The organism is Nocardia sp. NPDC057353 (genome assembly GCF_042667085.1).
Taxonomy (GTDB): domain Bacteria; phylum Actinomycetota; class Actinomycetes; order Mycobacteriales; family Mycobacteriaceae; genus Nocardia.
On record NZ_JBHVAK010000022.1, the window covers coordinates 14,991 to 32,959 of the forward strand.

Consider the following 17,969-nt stretch of genomic DNA (forward strand, 5'->3'; position numbering starts at 1 on the left):
GCGCGACTTCCGTCTGTCCCTGTGTACGAGGAGTTTTCGAATCCGGTGACCGCGATTGCGACTACCCGCCCCTGGTCTCGTCCGGCAGTGCTGCGCCGTCGAGGCCGGACGTCCTATCGAACGAGTTGGGCTACGGGGTTTTCGTATCGAAACACTCAGGGAGACAGGGGAATGAGGGACGGTGTACGCTTGGATCAGCCATCTCCGGCGCTCCGCCGCTCGGAACGGTCCGGGTGGGATGTGCCGGACCGGGGGGAGGGCTGCGTCCAGTGAGAATACGACCACGGCAGCAAATTCTCGATGTCTGGCAGGCGCTCATCGCGGCGTGCTGGGACGGCGAATGGAAATGGGACGGCGAGCCAGGGCTCGGATCGATCAGCGATTCCGAGCAACTACTGTGCTTACTGTACCCCGCTACCGAAATTGATACCTTCTCGCTCGATCGCCCGGACGACATGGCTGACGATGTGCGGTCGGTCTTGGCGCCGCTGGGCGGCCAGACGCGGATCGGCGCCGTTGTGGTCGAGTTGCTGGAGCAGTATCTCCTTCGCAACACCAATGCGGACGGTACCCCGAACTTCGCCGGTGGCAACTATCTCACCGGCACGGACGACGGCGGCCCGACGACCGAGCAGCGGAAGATCGAGGTCGTCGATGCCTACTCCATGTCGACCACGCTCTGCCTGGCGGGTCTCGGTTTCGTCCGGGTGTTCGACGGCTGGGCCCGGGCCGAGGCCAGGACGGAGCTGATCGACCGCATCCGGGACCTCCGCGCCGGACTGAGCTCCCGGCTCACGGCGGCGATGACCGGACTGGTGCGCAGTTTCGTCGTGAATACCGCGACGGCGTCCTCCGAAGCGGGGCAGAACATGCTCCGAATGCTGAACCAGCGCGACGAGCCGGACCGCGCGGTGGTCGACAGCGTGGCGCGGGCTCTGGAACGAATCCGGGCCCGGTTGCGAAGCGATGTCACCCTCGGCCAGACCCGCGATACCGAATTGGCGGACGACGGCAGGCTCTTCGAATGCGGCTGGAGCTGGGGGATCGTCGAGGGCGCGGCGGAGGTCGATTTCATCGATGGGCCGATCGCCAAACAGCAGGGGCTGGCGGTCGCGCGTCCCTACCTCTATTTCACCGTCATCGCCTTGGACGGGATCAACGACCTCATCTCGGCACGCACCCGCGAACTCGACCTGCTGAACCCGGAGCAGGTGCGACTGGCCGAGGCGCTGCGGCTGCGCTGGGATCTCACCCAGAACTACTGGTCGACGGTCGCGCGGTTCGGTGAATCGGACTGGCCGCTCGAGGACATTCCCTGGCGGACCTCTGATGGTGAGGAATCCGATTACTTCAGTCTCGTCGTCTCCGCTGTGCTGATCCAGGATCTGGTCCGCCGCACCGCGACCGACGACGACCTGACCCGGGCGATCGACATTTTCGAGGAACTGGCCCGCCGCGGCCGGGTTGTCCGCCGTGCGATGAAGAACGATCCCGCCGCGGAGCTGCACAAGACCGGCGTCCGGCTGAACTTGTGGGGCAGCGAGAAGGTCGACAACGGCTCTGTTCTGCGCTGGAATGTCTCCGACTTCGCGCCGGTGCTGCTGAAGCGCATTTTGCAGGCCGCGCAGCTGTCCGGAAACATCGGTGCGCGCGATCGGCTGATGGAGCTGGCCAAGTCGGCCATGGATCACCTGGATGCCAGAACACTTCGCCAGGGCAACGCCGCCGGCCTCTGGGACGACCCGCACGTCCTGTTCGGCCCCGGCACGGCTCCGGTGGAGGAGCCGTCCTGGTACATGACCGAGCGGGTGGTGGAGTGCCTGGTGACCGCGGACAAGACCTTCCGCGAAGCGCCGCTCACCTCGCCGCCCATGGTCAATCGAGCCGTCGAATTGCTCAACGAGGCCGAGCACCTCCTCAATCAGGAAATGCTGAACGTGAGCATCGAGCAGTCGTCCGAGGACCGGGTCGCACTGGATCGGGTGGAGGAGCACCTGGAGCAGGCGCGGCAACTCGTCGCCCGCAGGCAGGCGGGCACCGCCTTCGTCCTGGCGGCGGACGCCCTGCGGGATCTCTATCGCCTCTCCTACGCCAGACAGGACGCTTCGAGGAGCGCGTACCTGTGATCGTCTTCTCGACATCCGACAAAGGCGGTACCGGGCGCTCGGTGACCAGTTGCAATATCGCCTACCGGCTGTGCATGGCCGGGAAGACGGTGGCCTATCTGGATTTCGATTTCGGCTCACCCACCTCGGGAGCCCTGTTCGAAATCGGAGCGGTGGAGCGGGGAGTCGGAGAAGGCCGAGGCCTGCACACGTACCTGCTCGATGGCAGAGCCAGCGCGGATCGCTGGGACGTTCGGGCGACCAGCGATCGGGGAGCTCTCCGCAAGATGCGCTCCCGGACCGGGAAGCTGGTGCTCTTCCCCGGGGACGACGGCGGAGCGGAATTCAATGCCGTCACCGACACCGTCGTGAGGCGCTGCGCCACCCTGCTCTCCCAGCTCGATGCGGAATTCAAGGTCTGCATCGTCGACCTCAGCGCGGGGCGGTCGCTGGCCATGGAACTGGCGCTGCGGGCCACCGCGACGCCGCAGTTGTCCTCCGCCACGGTGCGCTGGCTGGTCTATCATCGCTGGACCCGGCAGCACATCCTCGCCGCGAACGGTCTGGTGCACGGGACGCACGGCCTGTTGGAGGAGGCTTCGCACTGGGGCCACGACCGCACCAAACTGCTCAGCGATCTGCGCTACATCCGCACCGCGGTGCCGCAGCTCAATGAACCGACCAGCGGCGCGTCGGGCGGTCCGCAGGCGGCTTGGCTGCGGGAGCAGGATTCCGCGCTCCGCACCCTTGCCTCGCGCCGGAAGCTCGGCGCGACGTCGTTGCTCGGTCGCACCCCGGTCGAGCCGGTGTTGCAGTGGCGGGAGCAGATAATCCTGGATGCCGATGTGGCGAACGGCATCGCGAACGCCGCCACCTCCGCGGCCTTCGAAGAACTCGCTGCGCGCCTGGTCAATCCGGCCACCTGGGATCCGTTCTGAGACTCCGCGTCCGGCACCATCGAATGGAGAGGTTTCGATATCCGTGGAGTACGGAGTCGGCTACAGCGAAGCGAGCGAGCACCGGCGTGTCGAGCACGTGCCGCTGTCGCACTGGTCTATCGAGGTGGGCCATTTCTACATGAACGACCTCGTCCAACACGAGGACGTCATTCGCAATCAATTCAGTCGGGTCGTTCCGTTCGTGGAGTCGGCGATCGCGAACGCACGCGCCGCCCTGGGCGCACAGGCCCGGGTCAGTACTTGTTTTCTGATCGACGACTATTTCATTCGCGATACCGATCCTGGCGAAATCATCGAGAAACTGCTGCGGATCGCAGGCGAGTACGGCTTGCACATCGATTATCTGGCCCGGGAGGCGGGCTGCTGGGAGACGCCGACCACCGATCCGGGCGCCGATCCGATCGAACTCGCGAGCATGGTCGCCGCCAAGATCGTCGAGGGGCCCGTCGAGGGGGCGACGGGAACCCGCCCGCCCGCGAAGGAGACGGGGTGGCTGTGCAATGGCCGTCGCGGCTCCGAGGGAGCGGCATCCGGCCAGGCGATGCACTCCGGGCGGTATGAGCATCCCGAAGAACTCGGCAGCCGGGAGCATTCGATCTTCCTCGACGTGCAGATGTGGAGCACGAAACAGCGCCGGGTGAACGGCAGGACCGAGACGTTCACCCGGTGGTCGTGCCCGTTCCTGGCCACGGTCTGGCAGCTGTTGCGGTTGGGAATGCTGCGCGACAACGGGGCGCCTGTGGTCGTGCCCGAGGTATGGGCGCAGGGCCGGACCTGGCCGAGGCAGTGGTGGGAGCTGCCCGCGGTGCTGCAGCTGAATCCACGCGCCAAGCCGTTCGCGGCGTATCGGACGCTGTCCGTGCTGCCGCGGCACTACCTCCCCATCGAGCACGCGGTGCGGGTCATCCTCGACCACCTCTACCTGGACCCGGAGGTGGTGGGCCAACTGATCGCGCGGGGGACGGCCGAGGGAGTGCGCGTGCCGCCTGCCATTGCCGACCGACTGGACCACATCTTCCTCGGCGAGGTCTGAGTATGAGTGCACGTGAGCCGGAGACATCGCCCGCTCCGGGCCGGCGGCGTTTCGTGAATCGGGCAGCCGGGGCGCGGCCCCGCCCCAGCGGTCCGTCGGTCGCTGAGACCGGTGACATGGACGCCCCGCTGCTGATGCTCGGGGAGATCCATACCTGCGCGGTGCCGAACTCGACGGCACTCGTGCGCACGGCGGCCGAGGAGTTGCTCACGGTGATGCCGGGCCGCCTGGTCGAGTGGCGGGAGCGGCCGAACAGCCTGGCCGTCTCACCGATCATGGCGGAAGGCTTCGACTGCCGCTTGCCGACCCCCTCCGGCGCCGCGATGCGGGCGATCGGCACCGCGGCGGTCACCGGGCAGATCGCCGGCGGCCGTATCCTGCAGAGTTCGGCGTGGACCCGCATCCGCCGGGCCCGGGCGCCGAAGCGGGAGCCGTGGTCGTACTACCTCGCCGCGGTCGGCACCGGCGAGGTGATCACCCAGGTGACGCCGCGCACCGGAACCGATCTGATCGAAGGCTTCCTGCAGGCGCGGACGCCGAGCCGCGACGCCCTCGACCTGGCTTCGATCAGCCGCAGGCTGCTCGCCGAACTCGGGATGGGGCTTGCCCTCGACCAGCGGGCCCCGCTGCACAGCGGGACGACCCGGCTGCGCTGGGCCGCGCGCATCGGTGAGACCGGGCCTGCGCCGCTGATGTTCCGACTGGAGGACGACCGGGTCCGTACGGTCCTGATCACGGTTGGGGACGAGGCGGAGCTCGCGCAGGTCGGCCGGTTCTGCGCGGATCTGGCCCGGCACGACTGGCTGCTCGGCGTCGCCGCCGCGGTGATGGACGAGGCGGATTCGGTGCCCGCGACCGATCTGGACTCCGCCGAGGCGATCATCGGCCCGCTGCTTGCCGGCTTCATCCACCTCTGGGCACCCGGTGCGCACACTCCGGCCTTGGTGCGCGGGCTGTGGCAGGACATCGAGCGGGATCCCGGCTTCTCGGCCGAGTGGTCCGCCCGGCTCGGGCACCTGCACGGCCGGATGAGCGTTGCGACACTGGCCGCCTTCCGGCGTCCGCGCGTGGGCAGCACGGATTGACCCGCGCCGCTCACAGCCGGAACCAGCGCCGCACCAGCAATGCGAAGAAGACCGAGGAGGCGACCAGGCCGGTGTAGGCTTCCGCCACGAGCACGACCTTGCCGATAGTGGTGATCTCGATCGGGTCCTCCTCGCCCACAATGGGATTGAGGAAATTGATGACACAGAGGTAGCAGGCGCGGAGCAGCGGGACGTCACTGGTCGAGTACAGCGTGAGCGCGCAGAGCCCGACGAAGATGCCGATCCAGATCAACAGCCGGAACGGTCGGTACCCGTACCCGCACAGCAGATCGGTCGCCCACCCCGGCGCCCGCCGCCAGCGCGGGTAGCGGGCCCGCCGCCGAGCGCGGGCGAGCGCGAGCCCGCAGCGGTCCTGGGCGTCGAGATCCTCGTTGGCCTGGTGCAGGAACTGGGCCCGCTGAAAGGCGAGCGCGGCGTGGCCCGGCACATCGGTCTCCACCAGGGAGTGGCCGAGCCGCTCGTAGATCTCGGCCAGCAGCATGCTCTGCGTGCGGCTGAGCTTGCGTGGGCCGCGAAACTCGACCTCGGCGGCCAGAAGCGCGGTGAGCGATTCGATCGGGGTGCGCTCCAGTTCGTCGTCATCGATCACGACCTGGCGGGCGACGTCGTAGATGTGGTCGAAAACCAGGCTGTCGCCGGACTGCTCGATCTGCGCGGGATCGTATCCCGCGACCGTCCGCTCGACGTGGTTGTTGAAGGAGTCCAGCAGGGGGCGTTCGTCCGGCCGAGTCGCGCCGTCCGCCACACTGTCGTAGTAGCGGGCGAGTTCGCGACAGTAGACGGCGGCGTGCCGATCGATGAGAATGGTGACGGTCTGTACCGCGGCGGGTAATTCGGCGTCGCCTTCGTACTCGGTCACGGGTCGCCGATGCTCTTGATCACCGGTGCCGGGTCGTGCAGTAGGCGGTGACCGGTCGGGCGTACGGTGTTCTTGCGCCAGATGTCCGAAGCCGAGTCGGCGAAGGCGCTCGGATCGTGTCCGGGATCCACGTTTCGCACCAGAACATCGCGGGGTTCGTCGGGGCCGAAGTATCGCGGCTCATGGGCAGCGGGGATGAAACCGAGTTTGCGATACAGCCGCTCCGCCGGGTCGTTGCCGGGCCGAACGGTGAGGAAGATCTGCTTGATCGCGGTGGACGCGCAGTGTGAAACGGCGCGTTCGAGCAGCGCGCTGCCGAATCCGCGCCGGACGAACGGTGGGGCCACAGCAAGGGTGAGCACCCAGGCGCGGTCGTCGTTGCCGACCGCGACGATGGCGTATCCCACCAGTTCGTTGTCGATCTCGGCAACGAGCCAGCGCGCACCGTGCAGGTCGTACAACTGCCGGATGACGAAGTACGGGTACGCCCGGTCCTTGAACTCCGCTTTCTCGATCATGCTGATGCCGGTGAGGTCGGCGAGAACCGCCGGCCGGAATGTGGGTAGTTCGAACGCCGTCGAGACTGTCACGGATGTATCCCCCGGATCCCCCGAGCTTTCGCTCCACACCCGGCCAGGATCACCGGGCGCCGTCCCCCGAGTGTGCCCCGGGACCAATCCCTGAGTCGACCGAATTGCGGAAAATTCAGTCGAACAGACTAATTACGCACGCGGGCAGCATGTTCGACGACGCGCATGCGATCCCCGCGCTGCAATCCCCTCAGTCCTTCCACCCGGCCAGCCGCGCACTCTCCGTCCACAGCGCCGCCCCCACCTCTGCGTCCCGCGCCAACTCCGACGGCTCCTGCCACCCCAGCTTCCCCCGCCGCACCGCGGCGTAACTCTGTCCCGCCTCCGGCGCCACATCCAGGGAAGCGAGCGAGGCCAGCGCGGCCCCCGCGTCCGGCACGCTGTTGAGCGTCGGCTGGAACTGCCGCAGCGGCCACCCGACCGGCGTGCCCAACACCTTCCACGCCACCCGCATCGGCAGCGCGAGATCCCCCGCCAGCCCGGTCCCGAACACCTGCCCGGGATCGAAGGCGATGGGAGTCACCAGGTTCGGGTACTCGGCGGCGAGATGGCGCACGGTGAGCACCGCGCAGAGCTTGGAAGCGGTGTAGGCGTGCTGCCCCGCCTCGGCGGGCAGCGCGGGATCGAGCTGCGGATCGGCCAGCAGCCGGGCGTCGGCGTGCCGGGGCGGCTCCAGCCCGGCGCCGGTGGCGGGGTCGTGGGTGCCGCTGGTGGTGAGCAGAATGACGGCGCCGGGTGCGAGCGCGGGGAAGAGCAGTCGGAGGAGCAGGTAGTGCGCGAGGTGGTTGACGGCGAAGGTGGTCTCGAAGCCGTCCACCGTGCGCCCGTCGGCGTTCGCCCGGATCACGCCCGCGTTCAGTACCAGCACGTCGATCGGCTCGGACCCCAGCCGATGCCGGATCCCGGCGGCGAAGGTCCGCACCGACGCCAGCGCGGCCAGGTCCAGCGGTAGTGACTCCACACCGGACGCGGGGCGCCGCGCGCCGAGCACGACGCGGTGCTCGGACCGCAGCAGCGAGACGGCGACGGCGCCGATCCCCGATGTCCCCCCGGTCATCACGATGGTGGACACGGGCTCCCCCGATCACTCGCCGTTGGCGATGAATGTAGCAAAGCTTCACGATCCGGGAGTTCGAATCACGATGAGCTGACCGGTCGTCACGTCCGGCGGCGAAATGGTCAACTTTCTCCCGACAGCGCCGGATTGTCGGCGTGCGATTTCGAGGAAGACCTACCACCGCCATGAGGAATATCCGATTCCGCAGACTTCTGGCCACCGCGACGGTGGCGACCGCTCTCGTGACAGCGCTCGCCGCGTGCGGCGGGCCGTCGAATTCGACGGGGGCGGAGGGGGGCACCCCGGTCTACGGGGGGACGCTGAACTTCTACGATCCGGTGCAGTACACGGCGTGGCTGCCGACGGCGTCGATCTGGTCGAACAGCCAGGTCGCGAACAATCTGGCGGACCGGCTGACCTGGCAGGATCCGGAGTCGGGCGAGGTGCGGCCGTGGTTGGCGAAGTCCTGGGAGATCAGTCCGGACAGGCTGAGCTACACCTTCACGCTGCGCGAGGGGGTGACGTTCAGCAACGGCGACCCGGTGGACGCGGCCATCGTGAAGGCGAATTACGACCAGCACGGTTTCGGGGACAAGGGGCTCGGAATTCCGCCGGATTCCTTCTTCACGAATTACGTCGGCAGTGAAGTCGTGGCTCCACTGATCGTGAAGGTGAACTTCAGCAAGCCGAATGTCGGTTTCCTGCAGGTGACCTCTTTCTATCGGGCGGGCTCGATTCTGGCGCGGCCGTTTCTGGAGCGGGACCTGAACGGGCAGGGGCAGGCGCAGAACTGGATCGCGTCGGGGCCGTTCGTGGTGGAGTCGGTGAACGGCACCACCGGCATCACGCTGAAGCGGCGCGAGGACTACAACTGGGCGCCCGCGGGCTCCGGCCACGAGGGCCGCGCCTACCTGGAGCGGGTGGTCTTCAAGACGGTGCCGGAGGCGGGTACCAGGGTGGGCGCGCTGCAGTCCGGTGAGGCGCACATCGCCCGCAACATCGCCCCCTACGACGAGGAGACGGTGAGCGCGCAGGGCGGCCGGATCGAGGCCTTCCCGGTGCAGGGGCAGACGAACAAGCTGTCGCCGCAGCTGGATTCGACCGCGCCGGTCACCGACAGGAACGTCCGGCTCGCGCTGCAGGCGGCGACGGACCGCGCGGAGATCAACCAGACGGTGCTCTCGCCGAGCTACCCGATCCCGGGCAGCATCCTGGTGCAGGGCACGCCGCAGCGGCCGGACGCGGGCGACGCGCTGAAGTACGACCTGGACAAGGCGAACACGCTGCTGGAGCAGGGCGGCTGGCGGCAGGGGCCGGACGGCATCCGGGAGAAGGACGGCAAGCGGCTCCGGATCGAGATCTGGATCGCGCCGTACTACCAGGTCGCCCAGCCGGTGCTGGAGCTGCTGCAGTCGCAGTGGAAGAAGGCCGGGGTCGAGCTGACCATCAACGCCACCTCGCTCACCGAGTACGAGGCCACCCAGACCGCCCGCGCCGACAGCTGGGCGCTGGTGCAGGGGCAGCTCTCCCGCGCCGAGCCGGACGTGCTGCGCTCGGCCTACGACAGCACCGCGACCAACGAGCTGCACGCCCCCACCCCGGACGCGAAGCTGGACGAGCTGGTGCGCGCCCAGGCCTTCGAGTTCGACCCGGAGCGCCGCGCGGCCGCGGTGCGGGCCATCCAGGACCACCTCTTCGCCGAGGGGTACGTGATCCCGCTGTACGACGAGACCCAGGTCTTCGGGCTGGCCCCGTCGGTGCACGGCTTCGGCACCGAGTCGACCGCCCGCACCTGGCTGTACGACACCTGGATCGAGGAGTGAGGCGATGCGCGGTTACGTCCTGAAGCGGCTGGCGCAGGCGGCGCTGGTGCTGCTCGCGGCATACACGCTGTCGTTCGTGCTGCTCAGCGCCTTGCCGGGGGATTCGGTGAACAACCGGATCCAGAACCCGGACGCGCAGATCTCCCCGGAGGCGGGGCGGATGATGCTGGAGTACTACGGGCTGGACCGGCCGATCCACGAGCAGTACCTGCACGGGTTGGCGGCGGCGCTGCGCGGTGAGTTCGGCTTCTCGCTCGCCACCGGGACGCCGGTCGCCGAGATGATCGGCGCGGCACTGCCGGGCACGCTGGCGCTCACCGGGCTGGCGCTGGTCTTCGGGCTGGTCTTCGCCGGGGTGGTCGCGGTGCTGATCAACTACGCCCGTCGGCCGTGGCTGCGCGACCTGGCTGGTTCGGTGCCCGCGCTCTTCGCCTCGGTGCCGACGTTCGTGGTCGGCATCCTGGTGCTGCAGTTCCTCTCCTTCCGCTTCCACCTCATTCCCTCGGTCGACGACGGGACGGCGCTCGCGCTGGTCGCGCCCGCCGCGACGCTGGGGCTGCTGGTGGCGGCGCCGATGTCGCAGGTCTTCGCCACCTCGATCCGCGGCACCAGGCGGCAGCCGTTCGTGCACGTGCTGCGGGCCAAGGGCGCGGGGGAGGGGTTCGTCTTCCGCAAGGACGTGCTGCGCAACTCCTCGCTGCCGGTGCTGACGCTGCTCGGGCTGACCATCGGCGAGCTCATCGCGGGTTCGGTGGTGACCGAGGCGGTGTACGCGCGGGACGGGATCGGGCAGCTCACGGTCGGGGCGGTGGAGACCCAGGACCTGCCGGTGGTGCAGGGCGTCGTGCTGCTCTCCGCGGCGGCCTACGTGCTGGTGAACCTGGCGGTGGACCTGATCTATCCGTTCGTCGACCCGCGGGTGCTGGTCGACGGCAGGACGCAGCGCTTCACCACGGCCCGCTCCGGGCTCGTCCGCAAGCGCAGTCCGCGCGTGGTCGTTCCACCGCGTGGCCTCCCGGCGGAAGTGGCCATGCCGTGACCGCCGTCCTCGACCACGGGAAGCACGCGCCGGGACGCGAGAAGGAGGCATCGCCGCTGCGGTGGCTCGGCGGGCACTGGACGCTGGTGCTCGCGATCGCCGTGGTGGCGACCGCGCTGCTCTGGGCCTTGGTCCCGCACCTGTTCGTGAGCTACGACCCGCTGCTGCCGGATCCGGCGAACAAGCTGCAGCCGCCATCGGCCGAGCACTGGTTCGGCACCGACCAGCTCGGCCGCGACCTGTACACCCGGGTGGTGTACGGGGCCCGTGCCTCGCTGCTCGGCTCGGCGGTCGCGGTCGGCGTCGGGGTGCTGGTCGGGTCGCTGCTCGGCGCGCTGGCCGGGTGGTTCGCCGGTTTCACCGACAGCGCGCTCATGCGGGTCATCGACGTGGTGCTGGCGATTCCCGGCTTCCTGCTCGCCATCACGATCGTGGTGCTGCTCGGCTTCGGGGTGCCGCAGGCCGGGATCGCGGTCGGGCTCACCACATCGGCGACCTTCGCCCGGCTCATCCGCTCCGAGGTGCTCAAGGCGCGGACCAGCACCTATGTGGAGGCCGCGATCACCAGCGGCGCCTCAACGCTCGACATCCTGCGCAGGCACGTGCTCCCGAACTCGATCGCGCCGACGGTCTCGCTGATCACGGTGCAGTTCGGCATCGCCATCATCTGGATCGCCTCGCTCAGCTTCCTCGGGCTCGGCGCGCAGCCACCGGAGCCGGAGTGGGGGCGGCTGGTCTCGGACGGCCGCAACTACATCGCGACCCGCGGCTGGCTGACGCTGTGGCCGGGGCTCACCGTGGTCGCGGTGGTGCTGGCCACCAACCACATCGCGCACCACATCACGAGGAGGCAGCCGTGACCCTGGTCGACGAAGAGCTCCGCACGACGACCGCCGTGCTCGCGGTGCGCGACCTGAGCGTCGGGTACCGCACCGGCGGCGGGCTCACCCCGGTGCTGCGCGGCGTCTCCTTCGAGGTGGCGCCCGGCGAGGTGCTTGCCCTGGTCGGCGAGTCGGGGTCGGGCAAGACCACCACCGCGCACGCCGTGCTCGGGCTGCTGCCGGAGAACGGCGCGGTGCTCGGCGGGCGGATCGCCTTCGCCGGGCAGGAGCTCACCGAGCTGTCCGAGCAGGGCTGGCGGAAGATCCGCGGCCGGGCGGTGAGCCTGATCCCGCAGGACCCGACGGTCTCGCTGGACCCGGTGCGCCGGGTCGGGCACCAGGTGGAGGATGTGCTGCTGCTGCACACCGAGCTGGACGCCGCGGCCCGCCGCGAGCGGGTGTACGAGCTCTTCGAGCTGGTCGGCTTCACCGACGTGGAGCGGTGCTACCGGCAGTACCCGCACGAGCTCTCCGGCGGCATGCGCCAGCGGGTGCTGATCGCCGCGGCGGTGGCCGCCGAGCCGGAGCTGATCATCGCCGACGAGCCGACCTCCGCGCTCGACGCCACCGTGCAGAAGCAGGTGCTCGACCTGATCGACGACATCCGGCGCAGGCTCGGCACCAGCGTCGTCCTGGTCACCCACGACCTCGGCGTCGCGGCCGACCGCTCCGACGTGCTCGGCGTGATGCGCGGCGGCGAGCTGGTCGAGGTCGGGCCGACCAGGGAGATCGTCGCGGCGCCCCGGCACGAGTACACCAGGAAGCTGCTGGACAGCGTGCCCTCCCGGATCGGCAGGATCCGGCCGCGCGCGGCCGCGCCCGCCGAGCGGGAGACCGTGATCGAGGTCGCCGGGCTGCGCAAGGAGTACGGCGACGTGACCGCCGTCGACGGCATCTCGTTCCAGGTCCGGCGCGGCGAGACCTTCGCCGTCGTCGGCGAATCGGGGTCGGGGAAGTCGACGACCGCCCGGATCCTGACCGGGCTCACCCCGGCCACCGGCGGCAGCGCCACCCTGCTCGGCACCGACATCACCCGGCTGCGGCGCCGGGACTTCCGGGCGCTGCGGCGGAACGTGCAGATCGTCTACCAGAACCCGTACTCCTCCTTCGACCCGCGCTTCGACGTCTACGACGTGGTGGACGAGCCGCTGCGCTCGTTCGGCGGCAGGCGGCGGGGGAAGCGGCCGAACGAGGAGCAGGTGGTGGCGGCGCTCGAAGCCGCCGCGCTGCCCGCGGATTTCGTCCGGCGGCACCCGCGCGAGCTCTCCGGCGGGCAGCGGCAGCGGGTCGCGATCGCGCGGGCGCTCGTGCTGGAGCCCGAGGTGGTGGTGCTGGACGAGCCGATCTCCGCGCTCGACGTCTCGGTGGCGGCGCAGATCCTGGAGCTGCTGCGCGGGCTGCAGGAGGAGCGCGGCCTCACCTACCTGTTCATCTCGCACGACCTGGCGGTGGTCCGGGCCATCTCGGACCGGGTCGCGGTCATGCGGCAGGGCCGGATCGTCGAGCAGGGCGAGGTGGAGCGGGTCTTCGCGCACCCCGCCGACGACTACACGGTCCGGCTGGTCGACGCCATCGCCGGGCGCGACCTCATCTCGGGAGGACATTCATGAGTACCGACACCCTGGCCGCCGCGCTGGAGCGCATCCGGGCGGTGCTGGTGAAACTCGCGAAGGGGGTCGGCGAGCGCGACCTGAGTTTCGAGCACCCGGAGGCGCTGATCCGGGAGCTGGCCGACGCAGGCTTCGGGCGGCTGCGGGTGCCGGAGGAGTTCGGCGGCTTCGGGGTCGAGCTGCCGGTGCTGTTCGAGCTGCTGGCCGAGGCCGGGCAGGCCGACTCCAATGTCCCGCAGATCTTCCGCGGGCACTTCACCACGGTCGAGATCCTGCTGCTGGAGACCGATGCCGCGGTGCGCGCGCACTGGCTGCGGAAGATCGGTGGCGGCGCGGTGTTCGGCAATGCGCAGTCCGAGCCGTCCGCGGTGGTCGCCGAGGCGGTGACCGCGGGTGAGGTCACACCGGGGTGGGGGGCGTCGACCACGACGGTGCGGACCGGGCCGGACGGGCAGCGGCTGGTCTCGGGCACCAAGTTCTACTCGACCGGCGCGCGGTTCGCGGACTACATCCGGGCGGCGGTCGCCGACGACGAGGGCGGCCGCGGCTTCGTGGTGATCCCGGCCCGGCACCCCGGCGTCACGCACGTGGACGACTGGGACGGCATCGGGCAGCGCCAGACCGGCAGCGGGACAACGCTCTTCGCCGACGTCCCGGTGGAGCCGCACGGCGACGTCGGGAAGTTCAAGGAGTCGCTGCGCGGGCTCGACTCCTTCGTGCAGATCGTGCACCTGGCCAACCTGACCGGGATCGCGCGCAGCATCGTCGCCGAAACCGTCGATATCGTGCGCGCCCGCACCAGGACCAGCCTGCACGCGCTCACCCAGGCCGCGGCCGACGACCCGGAGGTGCTCGGGGTCGTCGGGGTGCTCCAGGCGCGCAGGCTCACCGCCGAGACGCTGCTCCGGCTGGCCGGTGAGCGGTTGCAGGCGGCGCACGCGAGCGGCGACGAAAGCGAGTACACGCGGGCCTATCTGGACACCTCCGCCGCGCAGATCGCGGTGATCGAGGCGGTGCTGGACGCGGCGACCCGCGCCTTCGACGCCGGGGGCTCCTCGACCGCGCGGAACAGCGCGCACCTGGACCGGCACTGGCGCAATGCCCGCACGCTGGCCTCGCACAACCCCGTCGTCTACAAGCCGCGCGTGGTCGGGGCATACCTGGTGAACGGGGACTCGCCGGAGCCGGGGTACTACCGCAACCGGCCGTCCGCGGAGGTGTCGGCATGAGCGGGTCAGGCCCGGAGGCGGGAGCGAAGCGTAGCCACGGAGGGCCCCCGCTCATGCCGCGAGAGGACGCAGCGTGAGCGGGCAGCTGCACCTCAACGTCAATATCCTGAATTCCGGTGTGTTCGGGGGTTCCTGGCGGTTCCCGGGCACGGATGGCCTGGCCTCGTACACGATCGAGCACTACACCTCGATCGCGCGCAAGGCCGAGGAGGCGCGGCTGGACGCCGTCTTCCTGGCCGACGGCCCCCTGCTCGACCCGTCCACCAAGCACCGCACCGGCAACAACCTCGAGCCGAGCACGGTGCTCGCCAGGATCGCGGCGCAGACCGAGCGGGTCGGACTCATCGCCACGCTCTCCTCGTCCTACAACGACCCGGCCGAGCTGGCCGGGCGCCTCGGCGACCTGGACCACCTGAGCGGCGGGCGGTTCGGCTGGAATGTGGTGACCACGGCCGGGCCGGTGGCGGCGCGGAACTTCGGCCGCTCCGGCGAGCCGGAGCACGGGCTGCGCTACCGGCGCGCGGGCGAGTTCGTCGAGCGGGTCGTCGCCGCGTGGGCGGCGCGCACCGAGTACGCGTCGCCGCAGGGGCGGCCGGTGGTGGTGCAGGCGGGCGGCTCGGCGGACGGCAAGCGGCTGGCCGCCCGGGTCGGCGAGGTGATCTTCTCCGCCGAGCAGGACATCGACCTGGCCCGCGCCTTCCGCACCGAACTGCGCGAGGGCGCACGAAGTTTCGGCCGGAACCCGGACGAGATCGTGGTGCTGCCCGGGCTCTCCACCGTGCTCGGCAGCACCGAGGCCGAGGCGCGGCGGCGCCGCGAGCAGCTGGACGAGGTCCTGCCGGACGCCTACGCGCGCGCCCGGCTCGCGAGCCAGCTCGGCTTCGCCCTCGACGACCTCCCCGACGACGAGCCGCTCCCCGCCGAGCTGCTGGACGCACCGGACGCGAGCACCGGATCGCAGACCTTCAACCGGGTGGTGCGCGACATCATCGCCAGGGAGAACCCGACGCTGCGGCAGCTGCTGCGCAAGCTCTCCGGCGGCGGCGGGCACCGCATCGTGGTCGGCACCCCCGAGCAGGTCGCGGACGACATCGAGCGCTGGTTCCGGCACGGCGCCGCCGACGGCTTCAACGTCATGCCAGACGTGCTGCCCTCCGGTTTCGACGACTTCGCCGACCACCTGGTGCCCGAGCTGCGGCGGCGCGGGCTGTTCCGCGCCGAGTACGAGGGGACCACACTGCGCGACCACCTCGGCCTCGGGCTGCCCGCGGCCCCGGCCGTCGACCGCGGGCCGCTCGAAGCGGCGCGCTGAGCGGAGAGATGCCATGACTGTTCCTGTTCTGCTGGAGATCGCCGTCGGCGATCCGGTGCCACTCGGCGCGGGCGCGGCGCCCGGCCTGGTGCCGCTCGCGGTCGCGGCGGAGTTGGCTGCCGCAGCCGAGCGCGCCGGGGTGGTGGCGCTGCGAGTGCGCGCCGCCGCCGTCGGAGCTCGGGACGTCGCCGATGGTTTCCCGCGGGGGGACCACGTCCCCGCGAACCGCGGCCGGGGGCACCGGGCGCTCGATCCGAGCACCGTCGCCGCCTACCTGGCCGGGCGCACCGCCGAGCTCGGCTACCTGCTCGATCTGCCCACCACCGGGAACGCCCCCTACAACGCGGCGCGCCGGGTGCTCTCCGTCGACCGGGCCGTCGGCGGCCGGGCCGGAGTGGTGCTGCAGCCGGGCGCGGGCGACGAGGTCAGCGATGCCGCCGCGCCCGACCCGACCGCGAACGACCCCGCCGAGCGCTGGGCCGAGTACGCGACCGTGCTGACCCGGCTGTGGGAGTCGTTCCCGCGCGCCGCGCTGCTCGGCGACCAGGAGCGGGCACTGGTGCTGGACGACGCGCTGATCGGGCCGATCGACTTCGAGGGCCGCTACTACCGGGTCGCCGGACCGCTGGACGGGCCGTCCTCGGCGCAGGGGCGCCCGGTGCTCGCGGTGGAGGCGGCGTCGGGCGTCGCCGATCTCGGGCTCGCCGACGCGGTTTTCGTCGAGCGCGGCGCGGAGGTGCCGCCCGGCCGCTTCGCGGTGATCGGGCGCGCGGAGGTCGCCGCGGACACCGACCTCGCGGAGCTCGCCACCTGGGCGTCCGGCTACGACGCGGTGCTGCTCGCCCCGGTCGGCGGCGCCGACGCGGTCCGCGACACCATCGACCGGGTGGTCCCTGCCCTCGCCCGCCGCGAACCGCACCCGACCCTGCGGGCCGCGCTCGGCCTGCCCGTTCCGACGACCGAGGAGATCCCGGCATGACCGCACTGCACGAACCCGCGTCCGGTGGGATCGCGGGCGCCCCCGCCCGCGGGAAAACCGTCGCCCCCGGGGCGGAGGCTCCCGGCCACGGCGCCGATGCGGCGCTGCCCGGCGCCCCCGCAGGCGCTCGCGTGACCGGAGACGGCGCGGGGCCCGCGGCACCGCCCGTCGCCTGGGCGCCCGGTCCGACCGCGCCGGAAACGCTCACCGTCGCGGGCATCCGCGCAGCGGCAACACCGATCCTGGAACGTCTCGCCGCCACCGCGAAGACCCGCGAGGAGTCTCGCGACTACGCCTTCGCCGAGGTCCGCGCACTGGCCGAGGTCGGGATCGCGCTCACCGGCATCCCGACGCACGAGGGCGGCGCGGGCGGCACCCTGCGCGACGTCATCGAGCTGGTCGTCGAGATCGCCCGCGCCGACTCCAATATCGCGCAGGCGCTGCGCAGCAGCTTCCTCACCGCCGAGCAGGTGGTGGCCCGCCCGGACCGCCCGCACCGCGCCCGCACCCTGGCCCGGCTGCGCGCCCGCGACCTCTTCGCGGGCACCGCCAACGAGCGCACCGGCGGCGCGAGCGGGCAGGTCAACGCCATCGCGCGGCCGGACGGCGCCGACTGGATCGTGAACGGCGAGAAGTACTACTCCACCGGTGGCCTCTACGCCACCTGGTTCTCCACCCAGGCGCGCGCCGGGGACGGCACCGTGGTGCGCTTCACCGTCCCGCTGGACCGCGCGGGCATCGAGCGGCTGGACGACTTCGACGCCGTCGGCCAGCGCCTCACCGCCAGCGGCACCACCCGCTTCACCGAGGTGCGGATCCGCGCCGACGAGGTCACCGAGCTCGGCACCCCCGAGCCCGCCAACCCGTGGACCGGCGCCTTCGCCCAGCTCTACCTGGCCGCGGTGCAGGCGGGGGTGGCGGCGCGGGCGCTGGACGACGCGGTCTGGTTCGTCCGGGAGAAGGCCCGCCCGATCAAGCACAGCACCGCGACCGCCAGCACCGACGACCCGTACGTGCGGCAGACCGTCGGCGAGATCGCCGCCCGCGCCCAGGCCGCGCGCGCCGTCGTCCTGCTGGCCGCCGAGACCCTGCAGGGCGTGCACGGTCTGACCGGCGACGCGCTCCGGGCAGCAGGCGCCGCCGCTTCGGTGCACGTCGCGCAGGCGGGCGTGATCGCCATCGAATCCGCGCTGGCCGCGGCCGAGCTGCTCTTCGACGTCGGCGGCGGCTCGATCACCAGCCGCGACCTCGGCTTCGACCGGCACTGGCGGAATGCCCGCACCGCCGCCAACCACAACCCGCGGCAGTGGAAGCAGGCCGTCGCGGGCGCCTACCACCTCACCGGCGAGGAACCGCCGACCACCGGGCTCTTCTGATCCCCGACAGA

The 17,969-nt window shown here is 70.8% G+C and carries 15 protein-coding genes; 12 read left to right on the forward strand and 3 right to left on the reverse strand.

The window, feature by feature from the left end; all coding sequences use genetic code 11:
* Positions 1 to 269 precede the first annotated feature (269 nt).
* The 4 genes from ACFUUZ_RS13910 to ACFUUZ_RS13925 all read left to right on the forward strand — a co-directional run bounded on the left by ACFUUZ_RS13910 (position 270) and on the right by ACFUUZ_RS13925 (position 5,182).
* A complete protein-coding gene (locus ACFUUZ_RS13910) occupies positions 270 to 2,126 on the forward strand; it encodes an SCO2524 family protein (RefSeq protein WP_378695933.1) in 1,857 nt (618 codons plus the stop codon).
* Complete coding sequence (locus ACFUUZ_RS13915; RefSeq protein WP_378695935.1) at positions 2,123 to 3,043, forward strand: SCO2523 family variant P-loop protein; 921 nt, start codon at positions 2,123 to 2,125, stop codon at positions 3,041 to 3,043. Before ACFUUZ_RS13910 ends, ACFUUZ_RS13915 begins: the two co-directional genes overlap by 4 nt.
* A gap of 43 nt (positions 3,044 to 3,086) precedes the next feature.
* Positions 3,087 to 4,097: an SCO2522 family protein gene (locus ACFUUZ_RS13920; RefSeq protein ID WP_378695937.1), complete on the forward strand. Its 1,011-nt coding sequence runs from the start codon at positions 3,087 to 3,089 to the stop codon at positions 4,095 to 4,097.
* A 116-nt stretch (positions 4,098 to 4,213) separates the two neighbouring features.
* The gene (locus ACFUUZ_RS13925) at positions 4,214 to 5,182 is read left to right on the forward strand and encodes an SCO2521 family protein (protein ID WP_378695939.1); all 969 of its coding nucleotides are present in this window, start codon (positions 4,214 to 4,216) and stop codon (positions 5,180 to 5,182) included.
* Positions 5,183 to 5,192: 10 nt separating this feature from the next.
* Here the strand turns inward: ACFUUZ_RS13925 and ACFUUZ_RS13930 are convergent, their stop codons facing one another.
* The 3 genes from ACFUUZ_RS13930 to ACFUUZ_RS13940 all read right to left on the reverse strand — a co-directional run bounded on the left by ACFUUZ_RS13930 (position 5,193) and on the right by ACFUUZ_RS13940 (position 7,724).
* Entirely contained in the window at positions 5,193 to 6,062 is an 870-nt protein-coding gene (locus ACFUUZ_RS13930) for a hypothetical protein (RefSeq protein ID WP_378695941.1), read from the reverse strand.
* Positions 6,059 to 6,652: a GNAT family N-acetyltransferase gene (locus ACFUUZ_RS13935; protein ID WP_378695943.1), complete on the reverse strand. Its 594-nt coding sequence runs from the start codon at positions 6,650 to 6,652 to the stop codon at positions 6,059 to 6,061. The genes ACFUUZ_RS13930 and ACFUUZ_RS13935 overlap by 4 nt, the downstream gene beginning before the upstream one ends.
* A gap of 190 nt (positions 6,653 to 6,842) precedes the next feature.
* On the reverse strand, positions 6,843 to 7,724 hold the full coding sequence (locus ACFUUZ_RS13940) for an SDR family NAD(P)-dependent oxidoreductase (protein ID WP_378695945.1): 882 nt from the start codon (positions 7,722 to 7,724) through the stop codon (positions 6,843 to 6,845).
* A gap of 170 nt (positions 7,725 to 7,894) precedes the next feature.
* Between ACFUUZ_RS13940 and ACFUUZ_RS13945 the strand changes: the two genes are divergently transcribed.
* From ACFUUZ_RS13945 to ACFUUZ_RS13980, 8 genes are all read left to right on the forward strand, one after another.
* Positions 7,895 to 9,532: an ABC transporter substrate-binding protein gene (locus tag ACFUUZ_RS13945; protein ID WP_378695947.1), complete on the forward strand. Its 1,638-nt coding sequence runs from the start codon at positions 7,895 to 7,897 to the stop codon at positions 9,530 to 9,532.
* Positions 9,533 to 9,536: 4 nt separating this feature from the next.
* Positions 9,537 to 10,571 carry an ABC transporter permease gene (locus tag ACFUUZ_RS13950; protein ID WP_378695949.1) on the forward strand — a complete coding sequence of 345 codons (1,035 nt, stop codon included), beginning with the start codon at positions 9,537 to 9,539 and terminating at the stop codon, positions 10,569 to 10,571.
* Entirely contained in the window at positions 10,568 to 11,431 is an 864-nt protein-coding gene (locus ACFUUZ_RS13955; RefSeq protein ID WP_378695951.1) for an ABC transporter permease, read from the forward strand. The genes ACFUUZ_RS13950 and ACFUUZ_RS13955 overlap by 4 nt, the downstream gene beginning before the upstream one ends.
* Complete coding sequence (locus tag ACFUUZ_RS13960; RefSeq protein WP_378695953.1) at positions 11,428 to 13,062, forward strand: dipeptide ABC transporter ATP-binding protein; 1,635 nt, start codon at positions 11,428 to 11,430, stop codon at positions 13,060 to 13,062. The genes ACFUUZ_RS13955 and ACFUUZ_RS13960 overlap by 4 nt, the downstream gene beginning before the upstream one ends.
* The gene (locus tag ACFUUZ_RS13965) at positions 13,059 to 14,291 is read left to right on the forward strand and encodes an acyl-CoA dehydrogenase family protein (protein ID WP_378695955.1); all 1,233 of its coding nucleotides are present in this window, start codon (positions 13,059 to 13,061) and stop codon (positions 14,289 to 14,291) included. Before ACFUUZ_RS13960 ends, ACFUUZ_RS13965 begins: the two co-directional genes overlap by 4 nt.
* A gap of 73 nt (positions 14,292 to 14,364) precedes the next feature.
* Entirely contained in the window at positions 14,365 to 15,603 is a 1,239-nt protein-coding gene (locus ACFUUZ_RS13970) for an LLM class flavin-dependent oxidoreductase (protein ID WP_378695957.1), read from the forward strand.
* A 13-nt stretch (positions 15,604 to 15,616) separates the two neighbouring features.
* Positions 15,617 to 16,582 (forward strand): LLM class flavin-dependent oxidoreductase, encoded by a 966-nt coding sequence (locus ACFUUZ_RS13975; protein WP_378695959.1) that lies wholly within the window; start codon positions 15,617 to 15,619, stop codon positions 16,580 to 16,582.
* Positions 16,579 to 17,958 carry an acyl-CoA dehydrogenase family protein gene (locus tag ACFUUZ_RS13980; RefSeq protein ID WP_378695961.1) on the forward strand — a complete coding sequence of 460 codons (1,380 nt, stop codon included), beginning with the start codon at positions 16,579 to 16,581 and terminating at the stop codon, positions 17,956 to 17,958. The genes ACFUUZ_RS13975 and ACFUUZ_RS13980 overlap by 4 nt, the downstream gene beginning before the upstream one ends.
* Positions 17,959 to 17,969: the final 11 nt, after the last annotated feature.